The organism is Sulfurimonas sediminis, assembly GCF_014905115.1.
GTDB lineage: Bacteria > Campylobacterota > Campylobacteria > Campylobacterales > Sulfurimonadaceae > Sulfurimonas > Sulfurimonas sediminis.
In genome coordinates this window covers 2,044,900-2,060,703 of the sequence record NZ_CP041235.1, presented here as the reverse complement: position 1 = coordinate 2,060,703, position 15,804 = coordinate 2,044,900, and the positions used below count along the sequence as shown (strand labels likewise).

14 protein-coding genes are annotated in these 15,804 nt (G+C 39.4%); 9 read left to right on the top strand and 5 right to left on the bottom strand.

Annotation, left to right across the window (positions count from 1 at the left end; genetic code table 11):
* Positions 1–9 precede the first annotated feature (9 nt).
* The 8 genes from FJR45_RS11015 (at position 10) to FJR45_RS10980 (ending at position 9,110) form a co-directional block, all read left to right on the top strand.
* A complete protein-coding gene (locus FJR45_RS11015) occupies positions 10–966 on the top strand; it encodes a thiamine pyrophosphate-dependent enzyme (protein ID WP_193150574.1) in 957 nt (318 codons plus the stop codon).
* Between the two features lie 290 nt (positions 967–1,256).
* Complete coding sequence (luxS, locus tag FJR45_RS11010) at positions 1,257–1,772, top strand: S-ribosylhomocysteine lyase (RefSeq protein ID WP_193150573.1); 516 nt, start codon at positions 1,257–1,259, stop codon at positions 1,770–1,772.
* A complete protein-coding gene (locus FJR45_RS11005; RefSeq protein WP_193150572.1) occupies positions 1,772–2,074 on the top strand; it encodes a hypothetical protein in 303 nt (100 codons plus the stop codon). Before luxS ends, FJR45_RS11005 begins: the two co-directional genes overlap by 1 nt.
* A gap of 13 nt (positions 2,075–2,087) precedes the next feature.
* Positions 2,088–2,579 carry a hypothetical protein gene (locus FJR45_RS11000; protein ID WP_193150571.1) on the top strand — a complete coding sequence of 164 codons (492 nt, stop codon included), beginning with the start codon at positions 2,088–2,090 and terminating at the stop codon, positions 2,577–2,579.
* 27 nt (positions 2,580–2,606) lie between these two features.
* Positions 2,607–4,049 (top strand): DUF3375 domain-containing protein, encoded by a 1,443-nt coding sequence (locus FJR45_RS10995; RefSeq protein WP_193150570.1) that lies wholly within the window; start codon positions 2,607–2,609, stop codon positions 4,047–4,049.
* 1 nt (position 4,050) lies between these two features.
* Positions 4,051–4,623, top strand: a complete 573-nt coding sequence (locus FJR45_RS10990) for a DUF4194 domain-containing protein (RefSeq protein ID WP_193150569.1) — start codon at positions 4,051–4,053, stop codon at positions 4,621–4,623.
* Positions 4,614–7,943: an ATP-binding protein gene (locus tag FJR45_RS10985; RefSeq protein WP_193150568.1), complete on the top strand. Its 3,330-nt coding sequence runs from the start codon at positions 4,614–4,616 to the stop codon at positions 7,941–7,943. Before FJR45_RS10990 ends, FJR45_RS10985 begins: the two co-directional genes overlap by 10 nt.
* 3 nt (positions 7,944–7,946) lie before the next feature.
* Positions 7,947–9,110 (top strand): Wadjet anti-phage system protein JetD domain-containing protein, encoded by a 1,164-nt coding sequence (locus FJR45_RS10980; protein ID WP_193150567.1) that lies wholly within the window; start codon positions 7,947–7,949, stop codon positions 9,108–9,110.
* Positions 9,111–9,112: 2 nt separating this feature from the next.
* Here the strand turns inward: FJR45_RS10980 and katG are convergent, their stop codons facing one another.
* Positions 9,113–11,275: a catalase/peroxidase HPI gene (gene katG / locus FJR45_RS10975; RefSeq protein ID WP_193150566.1), complete on the bottom strand. Its 2,163-nt coding sequence runs from the start codon at positions 11,273–11,275 to the stop codon at positions 9,113–9,115.
* A gap of 151 nt (positions 11,276–11,426) precedes the next feature.
* On the opposite strand from katG, the gene FJR45_RS10970 reads away from it, so the two are divergent.
* Complete coding sequence (locus FJR45_RS10970; RefSeq protein WP_193150565.1) at positions 11,427–12,209, top strand: tRNA (5-methylaminomethyl-2-thiouridine)(34)-methyltransferase MnmD; 783 nt, start codon at positions 11,427–11,429, stop codon at positions 12,207–12,209.
* Here FJR45_RS10970 and recQ read toward each other — a convergent pair.
* The 4 genes from recQ to FJR45_RS10950 form a co-directional block, all read right to left on the bottom strand.
* Complete coding sequence (recQ, locus tag FJR45_RS10965) at positions 12,199–13,995, bottom strand: DNA helicase RecQ (RefSeq protein ID WP_226966426.1); 1,797 nt, start codon at positions 13,993–13,995, stop codon at positions 12,199–12,201. The genes FJR45_RS10970 and recQ overlap by 11 nt on opposite strands.
* Before the next feature lie 71 nt (positions 13,996–14,066).
* Positions 14,067–14,681, bottom strand: a complete 615-nt coding sequence (gene ribE / locus FJR45_RS10960) for a riboflavin synthase (protein WP_193150564.1) — start codon at positions 14,679–14,681, stop codon at positions 14,067–14,069.
* A gap of 9 nt (positions 14,682–14,690) precedes the next feature.
* Positions 14,691–15,377: a tetratricopeptide repeat protein gene (locus FJR45_RS10955; protein ID WP_193150563.1), complete on the bottom strand. Its 687-nt coding sequence runs from the start codon at positions 15,375–15,377 to the stop codon at positions 14,691–14,693.
* Complete coding sequence (locus FJR45_RS10950; protein WP_193150562.1) at positions 15,374–15,580, bottom strand: hypothetical protein; 207 nt, start codon at positions 15,578–15,580, stop codon at positions 15,374–15,376. The genes FJR45_RS10955 and FJR45_RS10950 overlap by 4 nt, the downstream gene beginning before the upstream one ends.
* Positions 15,581–15,804 lie beyond the last annotated feature (224 nt).

Genomic DNA, 15,804 nt, shown 5'->3' with positions numbered 1-15,804 from the left:
GAAAAAACGATGAGTGAAATGAAAAAAATTAAAAACTTAAAAGAGTTTTCTACATCAGCAGACCGTTTTGAAGGGGCAAACCTTCTTTGCCCTGGTTGTGCACACTCTATCATTGTTCGTGAAGTTTTGAATGCAACAAATGATGACCTGGTTCTTTCAGCATCTACCGGATGTTTAGAAGTTTGTACAGCAGTGTATCCTTATACTTCATGGGATGCTTCATGGATTCATATCGGTTTTGAAAATGGCTCAACTGCTGTTGCAGGGGCTGAAGCTATGCATAAAGCCCTTAAAAGAAAAGGCCGTCTCAAGCAGCCAGAGCGTAATCCTAAATTTATATCTTTTGCCGGTGACGGTGCTTCTTACGATATTGGTTTTCAGTGGATTTCAGGCTGTATGGAGCGTGGGCACAATATGATGCATGTTGTTTTGGATAATGAAGTCTATGCAAATACAGGCGGACAGCGCTCCTCTTCAACACCAATCGGTTCAAGCACAACAACTGCACCGGCAGGTCGTGTAAGCTACGGTGAAAAGAAAAACAAAAAAGATATGGTAAGTATTATGGCAAGCCATGGTATTCCGTATGCGGCGCAGGTGGCTCCAAACAAATGGAAAGATATGGTGAAAAAAATTCAGCACGGTATGGCGGTTGAAGGGCCTGTATTTATCAATGCGGTTTCTCCTTGTACTACTGAGTGGAAATTTGATCCAAAAGACACGATGCTGTTAACGGATCTTGCGACTGATTCACTGGTATTTCCACTGTATGAAATCATTGACGGGCATGAGTTAAACATAACATACAGACCAAAAAATGTTATTCCGGTAGAAGAGTATTTGGCTGCACAGGGACGCTTTAAGCACCTGTTCAAAGATGAATACAAACACCTTATAAAAGAGTGGCAAGAGCGTGTAGATGCAAACTGGGAGTATCTAAACAGAAGAGAAGAAGCTCGCGTTTAGCGAACATCTGGCTTTTTTGAATCATTTATAAACTTTCTCGGAACCCGTACTTCAGTGCGGGCTGTGTGTCTTTAAAGACTAAGGCCTAGGTTAAAACCTTACTGCCATTAAGTTAAGAAAATTAATGCGTTCTCGGAACCGGTACTTCAGTGCCGGTTCCAAAAAAATGCTGAACTTAATAGTATGAAGACTTCATTCTGGGCTAAAATAGACACCTACTTTCATACTTCAATTTATCATCAATTTTTTTCGCTAAAATATATTTAACAATAAACTTAAGGATATTTACCATGCCACTATTAGACAGTTTTACAGTTGACCACACGATTATGCCTGCACCTGCAGTGCGTAAAGCAAAAGTGATGAAAACACCGTGCGGAGACAAAATCACCGTTTTTGATCTGCGTTTTTACAAACCAAACGAAGATAAAATGGACGGACGCGGGATGCATACTTTGGAACACCTTTTTGCGGGTTTTATGAGAAATCATTTAAATTCAAAAAATGTTGAGATTATAGACCTTTCACCAATGGGGTGCCGTACAGGTTTTTACATGTCTGTTATTGGTACGCCTGATGAAAAAAGAGTGGCAAAAGCATGGGAAAAAGCCATGGAAGATGTCTTACATGTAAAGAGTAAAAAGGATATTCCTGAACTCAATATTTATCAGTGCGGAACATATAAAATGCACTCTCTTAAAAATGCCAAAAAAATTGCCAGTGACATTCTTTCGCATAAAATAGGTGTGATGGATAACAAAAAACTGCAACTGAGTAAAAAGAAACTTAAAGAGATAAACGGCTAATGTTAGTTTTAGTACCGATGAATACTACAGATGTGCAAGAAGCCGAGATTACACCTGTTTTAGAAGCAAAAACCTGGGCGCAGCTTCGTATAGAAGAGGGGGAACTTGTAGAGGTACTGCATTGCGACACATACGACGGTTTTGAGAACTGGTCTGAAGCCGTTGTTGTCAACAGTGACGGCGAGCCGGTTATGGACTTTATGAATATGTCTATGATGGTGCTCGTGGCACATACGCAAAAAACGATTGATGATATAGTAGAAGCCTATTTGTTTCGTGAGCTGCACGACTTGGCATACTAAAGAAAGATTTTGTATGGAATTAAAACAGTTTTTGGAACTTTTCAACCCTTTGCCGGGGAATCATTACCTGCAAATTACCGACAAAATTGATGCGACAACACTTGCTTTACAAAAGATAATTGCAGAAGTAGAGGGTGAATTTCATCTTGCACTCTACACACAAGATGCAGTGAAAATACCTGAAGCACTGGAGCAAACCAAGATACAAATTATAAATAGTTTTACAAAACCTTTTCGTGCATTGCCGCGTGATAATGACATGGTGATTTTTAAAGATGTTCTATCGCAACACAGCAATCCTGACTTACTACTAAGAATTGCTTATACAACCCTTGCAAATACGGCAAATATAATTATCATGCAAAAGAAAGGGACGACGAATACAGCAAAAACAAAAGAGCTATTGGAAAGGTTTGAATTTCGTGCCCCCAATGCTATAGAGATACTGCCAAAATATGATCTGGTCATGGCAAAAAAAATGCACATGTGGGGGAACGGGTTGTAGTGAAATTGTGACATCCCTAAAAATAGAATGACATACCAATACCTCAAAAATCTTAAAACTTACAACCAAACCATTAAGCTGCTCAACAGTGACAATTTTGCCATGATGGTTGGCTTTTTTCACTTTGTTTTTATCCAAAAACGCCATGTTACACTGAATCACACTACCATTCTTGCATATTTGGAAGATTATCTGTATGATATTCATCAAAGCGATCCTGATGTGTATCCAAAAGATGCCAAAGCATACCTTGATGATTTTGTCAGTGACAAAAACGGCTACTTGAAGAAGTATCAGGGGAGTGAAGATGAGGCGATGTATGAGCTTACACCCCATACCCAAAAAGTGTTTGAATTTTTAGAAAGTTTAGAGCAGCGGGAGTTTGTAGGGAGTCGGACGAAATTCAATATTATTTTTGAATTGCTTGAGGAGTTGGAATTTGAGACGCATTTGAGCGATACCGAGCGAATTGCAGCACTTGAAGAGGAGAAAAAAGCGATTGATGAACGTATTGCCAAGATTAGAGCCAAAGAAGACTTGCGTTTTGACAACAGTCGTATAAAAGAGCATTTTATGCTTATAGAGGAACAGAGTCGTAAACTCAAATATGATTTTGCACAGATTGAGTATAATTTTCGAGAATTAAACCATAAAACGATGGTGAGTATCGCCAATGCAAGCGGTGCAAAAGAGGGAGTTTTGGACTCCATTTTTGAGAGTGAAGAGCAGATACGACAGAGTGATCAGGGGAAGAGTTTTTTTGCTTTTTGGCAGGTTTTAACTGATGCACAAAAAAATGAAAAGCTTTCTGAGATGCTTGAAAAACTCTATGCAATTGATGTGATAAAAGAGTTTGACAAACATGAAAGCGTCAAAAATCTCAAATATGATCTTTTGTTGCATGCAGGTAAAATCACCAAGGTCTCTTCTAAGCTGATAGAACAGCTTCGCAGATTTATAGATGACAGGGTCTGGATAGAAAATAAAAAAATTCTTGAGCTATGCAAAAATATAGAAAAAACAGCCTTAGAGATAAAAGAGGATACCCCGTCAAGAAAAGATTTTTCCTTTATGATGGGCAGTGGTGTAAAAGTTGACACTGTTTTTGAAAAGTCTCTTTACACGCCAAAAGATGCAACAAAATTTCTTCAGGAGATAAAAGATGAGGAGGAGAATGTCGTTGATTTGGAGAGCTTTTACAATCTGTTTTATGTAAATGAAGCGCTTTTGCAAAATAATATCAACACACTTTTGCAACTCTATCCACAGGTGACACTGCAAAAAGTGATAGAAAAATTTCCTCTTACAAAAGGAATGAGCGAGCTTATTGGCTATCTCTCTTTAGTGCAAAAATCCCAAAACACTATCATAGAGATGGACCAAAAGAGTAAAATCAAAATTGATGATGAAGAACAACACTCAAAATGGGTGCTTGTACCAAATATTATTATCACACGGGGAGAGTCTTGAGATGAACAGAGATGCCAAAACGGCTATTATTTTGCTTTTGCAGGGAATATTTTATAAAAGTGATAATGAAAAAGCTTTTTATGAACTGCTTTATAACAGTTACTCAGCTGTATCGGAGTACTTCGAAACGATTGGCTTAGAGCTTGTGATAGAGGAAAATGACGGGTATGCCTACTTGAAAAACAGGGTTTTTGAAGAGGGCGAAGAGGCACTGCCGAAGTTGATAAAAAGCAGAGAGTTAAGTTATAAAGTATCTTTGTTGTGTGTGGTGCTGCGACGTAAAATTGCCGAATTTGAAGTACAGTCAGAACATGAAAGAGCGGTGATAGGCAAAGAGGATATCAAAGGGGCGCTTGAGCTCTTTTTGGGAACTACTTTTAATGAACTCAAAATGCAAAAAGAGATAGAAAGTACCATCAAAAAAGTGGAAGATTTAGGCTTTTTGAAGAAACTCAAAACAGTTGAAGAGGCGTATGAGATCAAACCGTCCATAAAAGCCTTTGTCAATGCAAGCTGGCTGGATGATTTGGACAAAAAATTGCAAGAGTATAAAGAGGCAAAAGTATGGAGTTAAGATTTGATTTTGCAGAGGATGACAGAAGTGCAGGATTTCGCCTGCAACATTTTGAGTTTTACAACTGGGGCACCTATGATAAAAAGATCGTAAAGCTTCCACTTGACAAAAGCAATGCACTTTTGACGGGCGATATCGGCAGCGGGAAATCAACCATAGTCGATGCCTTGACAACTCTTTTGGTACCGCACAATAAAATCATCTTCAATAAAGCAGCCGGGGCAACAACGAAAGAGAGAAGTCTCTACTCCTACATTGTCGGCGAATACAAAACTACACAGGATGAAAATTTTGGCCATTCCAAAGCGGTAAGCCTGCGTGATGAGAAGAGTTACAGTGTGATTTTGGGACGGTTTGAAAACATCGGCTACGATGAATCGCTCACACTTGCACAGTTTTTTTATATTGCCAACAAGCAGGTACAGAAATTTTTTGTTGTCTCAAAATCAAATCTTGGCATCAAAGAGGACTTTTTTGGCTTTAGCGACATCAGAACGTTAAAAAAGTCTTTAAGAAAAGCAAATCATACCGAAGTATTTGACACTTTTAAAGACTATTCACACTCTTTTCGTCGGGAGATGGGCATTAAAAATGAGCAGGCGTTAAACCTTTTTTATCAAACTGTTTCGCTCAAATCCATCGGAAATCTGACGGAATTTATCCGAACACATATGCTTGAAGATACAAAAATAGATGCAGAAGTTGATGCACTGTGCAATAATTTTGCAGAGCTCAACCATGCACATGATTTGGTACTGGAGGCAAAAGAGCAGATTAGTATGCTGCTGCCGATAGAAAAAGAGTATAAAAAATATACCAAGATAGAGAAAGAACACAGGATTTTTGTGACGATGCGTGAGAAGTTGGGGCGTTTTTTCAGTCTGTTTGAGAAAGAACTTTTAGAGCAAAAGCTTCAGGAATATGCCCTTGATCTGACAAAGAGAATGTCACAAAAAAAATCCCTTGATGAGAAGATAGAAAAACTTGGCAATGATATAGTAGATATAAAGTTAGATTTGCAAAAAAACGGAGCCGACAGGCTCAATGCACTGAAGCAGGAGATAGAACAAAAAAACCGCTTTTTACAAGAGACAAAAACAGACAACCAAAACTATAATGCACTCCTAAAAGAACTCTCTTTAAAGGCTGTTTCAAATGAGCATAGCTTTTTAAAAACAAGACAAATGCTCAATGAACAACTTGAGGGGATAGAAGATGAGCGGACAAGCTACCAAAACCAGCTCACAATGGATAGAGTAAGTCTTGCTCATTATGAGCAAAAACTTCAAGAGTTTGCTGTGGAGATAGAATATCTTCAAAACAATCCTTCCAATATTCCTCACCATATCTCCGCCATGCGTGATGTTATGGCAGAGGGTCTTGGAGTCGGACGCGAAGAGCTTCCTTTTTTAGGTGAATTGGTAACGGTAAAGGACAAAGAATGGAACGGTGCCATTGAGCGGATACTGCATAACAGTGCACTCTCTTTGCTGGTTGAGAGTGGCCTTTATGAGGCGGTGAGCAGTTATGTAGAGACGACAAAACTGGGCGTAAAGCTTGTTTATCTCAAAGTAGATACCACAAAAAACAGCACTGATTTTGTCCAAACAGTCCCAAACTCCATCCTGCAGAAGATTGAGGTAAAAGCAGATTCTCCTTTTGTCGGCGTGGTCAATAAAATTTTGCAAGAGCGATTTAACATTACCTGTGTGGAGAGTATAGCTGATTTCAGGCGGATGAAAAAAGCTCTTACTATTCACGGACAGTTTAAAACAAATTTTATGCGCCATGAAAAAGATGACAGGTATGACATTCATGATAAATCGCGTTGGGTTTTAGGCTGGAACAATCTTGCAAAATTGCATGAGCTCAAAGAGCAGCAGATGCGCACGCAGGAAAAAGCAAAGCATCTAACACAAAGAATTCAACAAACAGAGCAAAAAGAGCAGGCCCTGCAAACAAAACGCGATATTTTGCGTGATATTTTACGATACAAAGATTTTGCTTCAATTGACTGGTACCGCTATGCCAAAGAGATAGAAGCACTTCAAGAGGAGATGGAAGTTTTACAAAGCAGCAGTGATATTATTCAAACGCTGCAACAGCGACTTTTGGAGGTAGAAAAAGAGCTCAGGCAAAAGAGACTGGAACTTGACGGCGTTACCCAAAAAATAGGCGAGTTAAAACAAAAACAAGATACACGGGAACTGGAACTCGGCAGGGCAAAACTGATTATAGAAAATGAAGAGCTTCCAAGTGAGATAGAAGCTGCCCTGCAAAATCTCAAAAGTGAGTTAGTCACTGCACCGCTTAATCTCAATACAATAATAACAGCACAAAAAACACTCCGTGAGTATATACAAAACGAGATTGATAAAAATGTCAAAACAAAACAGCGCCTTTCTCAAAATATCATTGCGCATCAAAACAGCTTCATCAACCGTTTTCCTGTAATAGCCAAAGAGTTGTATGCTTCTGTAGAGAGTTGTGAGGAGTTTAATGCAAAACTTTTAGAACTGCAAAAAGACAATCTCCCAAAATGGGAGAAAAAATTCAAAGCACTCTTTAAAGAAAAAACAATCCAAAACATTGTGATGCTTCAAAGCCTTTTGGATGAATACGCGGGTGAGATAAAGACAAAAATAGATACAATCAATAAATCGCTCACAGACATAGAATACAGCGAGGGTACCTTTATAGAACTTGTTGCCAACAGTGCTGCAAATATAGAGATAAAAGATTTTAAACAGACACTCAAACAACTCACTACGGGTGCAGTCGATGAAAATAACATTTACGATGAACAGAAATTTTTGCAGATAAAAGAGCTTATAGCACGATTTAACGGACGCGAGGGGTATGTGGATGTTGATAAACGCTGGCGTAAAATAGTTACAGATGTACGCAACTGGTTTACATTTAGTGCCATAGAAAAGTATATGAGTGATGGCAGTACGAAAGAGTATTATGAAGACAGTGGCGGAAAATCGGGTGGACAAAAAGAGAAACTTGCCTACACTGTGCTGGCGTCTTCTTTGGCATATCAGTTTGGTTTGGAATATGAAAAAATTCAAAGTCGTTCTTTTCGTTTTGTGATGATAGATGAAGCCTTTGGAAGAGGAAGTGATGAGAGTACCCGTTATGCACTGCGTCTTTTTGAAAAACTCAAACTTCAGCTCTTGGTTATCACACCCAAACAGAAGATAAATGTCATAGAACCATTTGTAAAAAGTGTTCATTTTGTCGCAAACCCAAGCGGAATGGACTCTTCGCTTATCTCCATGCAGATTGAAGAGTATGTGAAAAATAAAAAGGGCTGACAGATGGATTTTTATAATGTTGCCACTATACAAAAACGCTTACAACGCTTGTATGACAGCGGAGATATTTTTCGCCTCTATATCCAAAACAAGCCTTTTAGCCCTGTGAAAATCCCCCTTAAAAAGCCAAAAGAGCAGGAATTGCTTCAAGCATTTTCTCTGATTTTAAAGCAAAAAGAAAAACTTGAACGCTCAGGGTATTCTCTGGAATACAGGGCGTTTCATTTTAAGAAGATGGGCGTGCAAAAACTGCCTGTTTTTGTAGTTATTAATGATAAAGAGCAGTTTCTTTTGCTGACAAATGCAAAAGAGGAGTACGCTCTTTTTGTGCAGTGGTATGAGTATTTGTTCAAGTACTACCCAAAACTCAAAGAACTTTTTTTTGTAAAACCAAGGCTTGTTGTGGAGTATGCAAAAGAGTGGGAGAAATTTGTTTTGATACTTGGTTTTTTTATCCATAATCCATCTCCAAATATCTATATAAGAGAGATAAGTCTTAAAGGTATTGACACGAAATATATACAAAAACATCTTAAAATTCTCGATATTTTGCTCTCTTGCATTTTAGAAAGAGAGCCACTTGCAAGCATAAAAGATTTTGCCTTTGAAAAACGCTACGGGCTCAAATATATACTGCCACAGGTACGTTTTAGAATTCTGGATGAACGGCTGCGTATGTGTGGATGTGATGATATTACACTGACTCTTGAGCAGTTTGAAGCTTTGGAAACAGAGTGTCAAAGAGTGTTTGTGATTGAAAACAAAACAACCTTTCTCTCTTTGCCTCAGCTTCAAAGCAGTATTGCAGTTTTTGGGAGCGGATATAACATTGGTATTTTAAAAAATACACGCTGGCTTGAGACAAAGGAGATATATTACTGGGGTGATATTGACATGGACGGCTTTGCCATTCTTTCTAAAATGCGTTCATATTTTCCACAAACAAAGTCATTGATGATGGATACTAAGACATTAGAGCAGTACAAAGAGCGCAGTGTAAGCTATAAAGGAGCCAAAGAGACAGAACTAAAGCATCTGACCCAAGAAGAGAGCGTAGTATACAAACGCTTAGCGTCAGATTATTATGGGAAAAATTTCAGACTGGAACAGGAGATGATTCCTTTTGATGAGGCAAGAGAAGTGCTTCATCAAGAAACCATCAGATAATTTTATAAAATATCAAACCTGTCTAAATTCATCACCTTATCCCATGCTGTAATGAAGTCATCTGCAAACTGTTCCTGTTTGTCATCCTGTGCATAGAATTCTGTTTGTGCACGCAGTTGGGAATTGGCACCGAAAATTAAATCTGCACGTGTTGCTCTGTATTTTATTTTCCCGTGAGAGAAACCTTCAAACAAACTGTGGGCCTCATCTGCCGGTGACCATGATAGATTCATATCTGCCAAATTTACAAAAAAATCATTACTGAGACGCTCTTTTTTATCGCTGAGTACTCCATGGTCACTTTGCTTATAATTGACCCCAAGCACTCTCAGCCCGCCGATGAGTACCGTCATCTCGGGTACACTCAGTGTCAGTTGCTGTGCTTTGTCAAGTAAAAGACGCTCAGCAGGCACTTTACACTCTTTTGGAAGATAATTTCTAAAGGCATCTCCCTCTTTTGGTTCAAGGTATGCAAAGCTGTGAACATCTGTCTGCTCCTGTGTGGCATCGACCCTTCCGGCAAGGAAAGGAACTTTTTTGGTGTAGCCACCATTTTTGAGTGCCTTCTCAAGTGCTGCCACACCGCCAAGGACAATGATATCTGCAAGGGAAATCTGATTTGTATGATGTGCATTGAAATTCTTTCGAATTTTTTGCAAAACAGACAAGACTTTTTGCAACTGTTCAGGCTCGTTAACCTGCCAGTTTTTTTGCGGTTCCAGGGCTATTCTTGCACCGTTTGCTCCACCTCTTTTGTCTGAATCTCTGTAGCTTGCAGCTGAGGACCAGGCTGTATAAAGAAGTTCTGGAATTTGCAAAGAACTTTGTAAAATCTCCTCTTTTAAAGCTTCGGTCTCTTCTGCATTTATCACTTTGTCATCAGCAGGCACAGGAAGTGGGTCTTGCCATAAAAAATCTTCTTTTGGGACTTCCGGACCAAGATAACGAGATTTTGGACCCATATCACGGTGTGTCAGTTTAAACCATGCTTTTGCAAAACTCTGGGCAAACAGTTTCGGGTCTTTTAAAAAAGAACGGGAGACTTTTTCAAATTCAGGATCCATTCGCAGTGCCAAATCGGTTGTAAACATAATGGTTTTTTCTTTTTTCCCCGCAATGTGTGCATTAGGAGTCAAATCTTTTTCATCCGGATTGACAGGAACCCACTGCCAGGCACCTGCAGGACTTTTTTGAAGATTCCATTCGTATTTGAATAAGATTTCTAAAAAGCTGTTGTTCCATTTTGTAGGCGTAGGCGTCCAGGCACCTTCTAGTCCGCTCGATATTGTATCGGCGCCTTTGCCGCTTTTGTAGCTGTTTTTCCAACCAAAACCCTGTTGTTCCAATGGGGCTGCTTCAGGTTCGGGACCTACATACTTTTGAGGATCAGCGGCTCCATGACTTTTCCCAAAAGTATGACCGCCTGCTATAAGTGCAATTGTTTCTGCATCATTCATGCCCATGCGACGAAAACTCACCCGTATATCCTCAGCGGCAGCCAAGACATTCGGTTCGCCGTTAGGTCCTTCTGGATTTACATAAATAAGTCCCATTTGTACTGCAGCCAAAGGATTTTGGAGTTTTTTATCTGCTGCATGTCTTGTATCAGCAAGCCACTCCTCTTCCTCTCCCCAGTAAATGTCCTCTTCTGTCTGCCAGATATCTTCACGGCCGCCACCAAAACCGTAAGTCTGTAAACCCATAGATTCCATCGCCACGGTTCCGGCAAGTATCATTAAATCGGCCCAGGAAATTTTCTCTCCATATCTCTTTTTCAGAGGCCATAATAATCGGCGGGCTTTATCCAGATTGACATTATCTGGCCAACTGTTGAGTGGAGCAAAGCGTTGATTACCGGTTGCTGCACCGCCGCGTCCGTCCATAATGCGATAGGTGCCGGCACTGTGCCATGCCATGCGAATAAAAAATGGTCCATAATGCCCATAATCTGCAGGCCACCAGGAAACGGAAGTTGTCATAAGCGAAACAAGGTCTTTTTTGAGCTCTGCATAAGGGAGTGTTTCAAAAGCTTTTTTGTAAGAAAATTCTGATGCTGTAGGCGTCAGACGCGGGTTGTTTTGTGTAAGTATTTTAAGATTAAGCTGATTTGGCCACCATTTTGCGATTTCATCACCATCTACAATGGTATGTTTGTATGATTGCATAATAAATTCCTTTAAAGAACTATTTTCCTAATGGAAAATAATTATCCTTTATTATTGCAGAAGTAAACTTAAACGATTATTTATTATTAAAAATATTAACAATTTGTTTCTCTGTGCAATATTTTGAGTAACACAATGGTAAAATAGCACCATGAAAAAAGATACAAATAGATTTGACACAGATGTGCATACTTTAGAGCTTACAAAAGACGGAAGCTATACAGCCTACTCAAAAGAGTACGCCCAACATTATCATTCAACAAGAGACGGGGCTTTGCATGAGTCCTTGAAAAAGCATATACTCCCTGCTTCTTTACATGTAAAGGAGAAAAAAGAGCTGGCTGTTTTGGATATTTGCTATGGATTGGGTTTTAATACTCTGGCAACAGTGTTGCATTACAAAAAATATGCACCGCATACAAAACTGCATATCTATTCTCCAGAGTTGGATGCAAAACTGATACAATCTTTGCCCTCTTTTGAGTACCCGGACGAATTTAAAGTACTGCACGAGGTAATAACAGCACTCAGTACACAGGGCAGATATGAGGATGAGACTCTTTGCATAGAGCTATTTTTAGGGGATGCACGGGAGTATGTAAAAAAGTTTAAAAACAAATTTGACATTGTCTATCAGGATGCTTTCTCTCCTGACGCAAATCCGATGCTCTGGACACAGGAGTATTTCAGCGATATAAAAAAGAGTATGAAAAAAGATGCGATTTTGACAACATACTCAACAGCACTCAAAACGCGTTTGGCTTTACATGTAAACGGATTTTATGTTTATTTAAACAAAGGAGAAGATTACAGAACTGCAACAGTGGCATCTTTGAGGGAGCTAAGTGACTTTGAACCAGTGGATATGCAACACAAGATTACATGTAACCCAGATGTAAGACCGTTACAAGACAGCGAACTTTTTAGTCGTTAATAACATCTAAAAACTCTTTTCCAAACTGTGCGAATTTCTTTTCACCCACGCCATTTACTTCAAGCATCTCTTCTTTATTGGTTGGCATATCATTGGCAAGGTGTTTGAGTGTTTTATCGCCAAAAATGATGTAGGCAGGTACTCCCATTTCACTTGCGAGTTCAGCTCTTTTTGCTCGAAGTTTTTCAAATAACTCTTCATCATAGTCAAACTCTTTTTCTTGTTTTATTTTTTTCTCTTTGGTATTGATTTGCAATCTAGAAGATTTGATGTCAACGAGTGTTTGTGATTTTAAAACGGCGATAGCATCCTGAGTCAGTTTTAAAACATTGAAATCTCCGAGTGTGACAATTTTTAACTCTAAAAGACGCTCGATGATGACAAACCACTCTTTCTTGCTCAAATCCAACCCAATGCCATAGACCGAAAGCTTGTTAGCACCGTTAGCAAGGAGCTTTTGTTCACTTGAACCACGCAAAATATCTATGATATAGTTTTTCCCGAAGCTCTGATTTGTTTTATAAATCGTACTCAGAACCATTTGTGCCTCTTTTGTGATGTCTTGTCGTTTGTCATCGGATGTCAGGCAGTTGTCGCAACGCTCTTTACACGCATCAAGGGTATCGTTAAAGTATTCGGCGAGTTGTTTGTGAAAGCAGATTTCACTGGTGGCATATTTGTATATTTTGTCTATTTTTTTATCAAGATGGGCTTTGTACTCTTCGTTTGTAATCTCTGCTAAAAAGCGTTTATGCTGTGCCATATCACCTGCATTAAAAAGCAGTAGCACTTCACTGTCTTCTCCGTCACGCCCCGCACGACCAATCTCCTGATAATAATTCTCCTGTGATTTTGGCAGGCTCATATGCACGACAAAACGAATGTCACTTTTGTCTATACCCATGCCAAAGGCGATGGTGGCAACCATGATGTTGATTTTGTCATTGACAAAGATTTTAAAATTCTGCTCTCTTACATGTTGAGGCAGTCCGGCATGATAGGCAAGTGATTTGTAGCCGTTTACATTTAAAAAAGCACTTAGCTCTTCGGCTTTTTTACGCGAACTGACATAAATGATACCACTCTCGTCTTGATGGCGTGAGAGAAAATTTTTAAGCTGAGCATGCCCGTTGCTGATGCGTCTTTGTGCGGAGATAAAAATATTTTTACGAAATACCTTTCCTTTGAGTAGAAGCGGATTTTCAAGACGCAATTCTCTTAAAATATCCTGTGTGACATTGTCGGTTGAAGTTGCCGTAAAAGCGGCGATGGTCGTGTTTGGAAAATTATGTTTTAAATTTCCCAAAGCACGGTAGTCATCTCGAAACTCATGCCCCCATTGGGAGATGCAGTGTGCTTCATCTATAACGAAAAAGTTTACATGTAAACCCCGAAGCAGTTCAATGGTATGTCCGTTGTTCAGGCGCTCTGGAGAGAGGTATAAAAATTTCAAAGCCCCGCTGTATGCCTGTGATATAATATCTTGCACCTCTTCATGACTCTGTGCCGAGCTTATCATTTGAGCGGAAATATTTTGTGCCTGCAGGGCGCGTACCTGATCTTGCATCAGTGCAATAAGCGGAGATATAACAATGGTAATGCCCTCCATCATCATGGTTGGAAGTTGATAAACAAGAGATTTCCCGCCGCCGGTTGGCAGTATCATCAGTAAATCCTGTCCGTTTAAGATGGCATCCACACCTTCTTCTTGCAACTCTCTGAAACTATTGTGTCCGAAATTGTCTTTTAAAACCTGATTTTTGATTTGTACTCCATTTGTTGTCAACTTTTTTTTGCACTGCCGACTGTTGTTGCGTTGACTCTCAGCTTAGCGTTAAAAGTACGGGTTTTGAAAAATTAATAATTTGCACTTATTCGATCTACTTCATCCCATGAGAGTGAAGTTGATTTTTGATGATTGATAATATGTGCAACGTACCGGGCAAACATATCTGTCTCGACATTGACACGACTGCCTTTGCGGTAGTTCTTAAAAAGCGTCTCTTTCATGGTATGCGGAATGATAGTCAGACGAAAACTGTTTTCATTGACATCATTGACAGTCAAACTTACGCCGTCTATGGTGATGGAGCCTTTTGGCACAATATAGGGAATGAATTTCTTCTCTACCGTTATAAAAACATCATAGGAGTTACCGTTGTTTTTGATGTCTTTAATGGTGCCGACGGTATCAATATGCCCCTGAACGATATGCCCTTCAAAACGGTCACCCATTTTCATAGCAGGTTCTATATGCACCTCGTTTCTATAGTTTTCAATGGCCAAAAGTTTCTGGCTCTCAGGAGAGAGTTCTACGGCAAAGCCGTCTGGATTTACTTTTACTACGGTTAAACAGGCACCGTTTACGGCAATTGAATCACCGATATTGGCTTTGTATGTTGCTCTGATACTGAGAGAGGAACCTACAAAACTTTTCACTGTTGCAACTTCTCTGATTAAACCTGTAAACAAATCAGCTCCTTAAAAAACAATTTTGCCGTCTTCTTGAAGACCCTTGATGATAGCTTTGGCTTTTTCATGCCCTTGATAGGCGGCTTTTCGGCACAAATCAAGCGCTTTGTCATGATCCTCTTCACAGCCTATTCCCTGATCATAAAGCAGACCCAAGTTATACAGTCCTTCTGTGAGTCCGCCATCAGCTGCACGTTTAAAGCAGATAAAAGCTTTTGCATCATTCTGTATCACGCCATGTCCCTCTTTGTAGAGTGCGCCAAGATTGTTAAATGCCTGCAGATGCCCGCGTTTTGCCGCTTCTTCATACCAGAATGCCGCTTCGGAGTAGTTTTGCATACAGCCAAGTCCGCGTTCTAGCATGAGAGCAACTTCATACATGGCAGGTGGAACACCTCTTGTTGCCGCTTCCATATGCAGCTCATATGCCTTGAACATGTCATGCTTGACACCGCCAACACCGTTTTCATATAAAATAGCAAGGTTAAAAAGCGCATACGGCTGTTTCGCTTCGGCTGCCTTTGTGTAGAGCTCCAGTGTTTTTGCCTCATCTTTTTCACACCCCTGTGCCATTTGGTGCATATATCCCAAAGAGGTTTGCGCATCGGCATTGCCTTCTTCTGCCAGCTGTGTATAAAGTTTGTATGCAGTTTCAAAATCACCGGAATTATAGGCTTCGTTTGCTTTTTGTATCATTGTTTTTCATTCTCCGTACGAATTGGTTGTCTAAAAGTTGTTGCATTGCCTTTGGCGGCTGCTTTTGCTTTTCTTACTTTTTCTAATAATTTTTCTTTGCTGCTGAGATGTTCATTACGTATTTTATGCTCATAACTGCCGTCAATTTCGGGGTCATAAACCAGTATTTCGGGTACATAATCTCGAAATAAATCTGTACTCATCTTAAAAACCTTATATAGACTTCTTTCAGAATTCTCATAAATTTACTTTATATTATGCAAATGATACTGAAAAATGATAAAATTCGCTTTAATAAAGTAAGTTTATATAAGTAATTTAATTAGCTCATTCTCAAAACCACATCCTGTGATTTTTCCGAGGCTTGAAAATCAGAATTCATTCTTGAATGATTTTAAAAATCCGCAAATTAAACTACTTATATAAA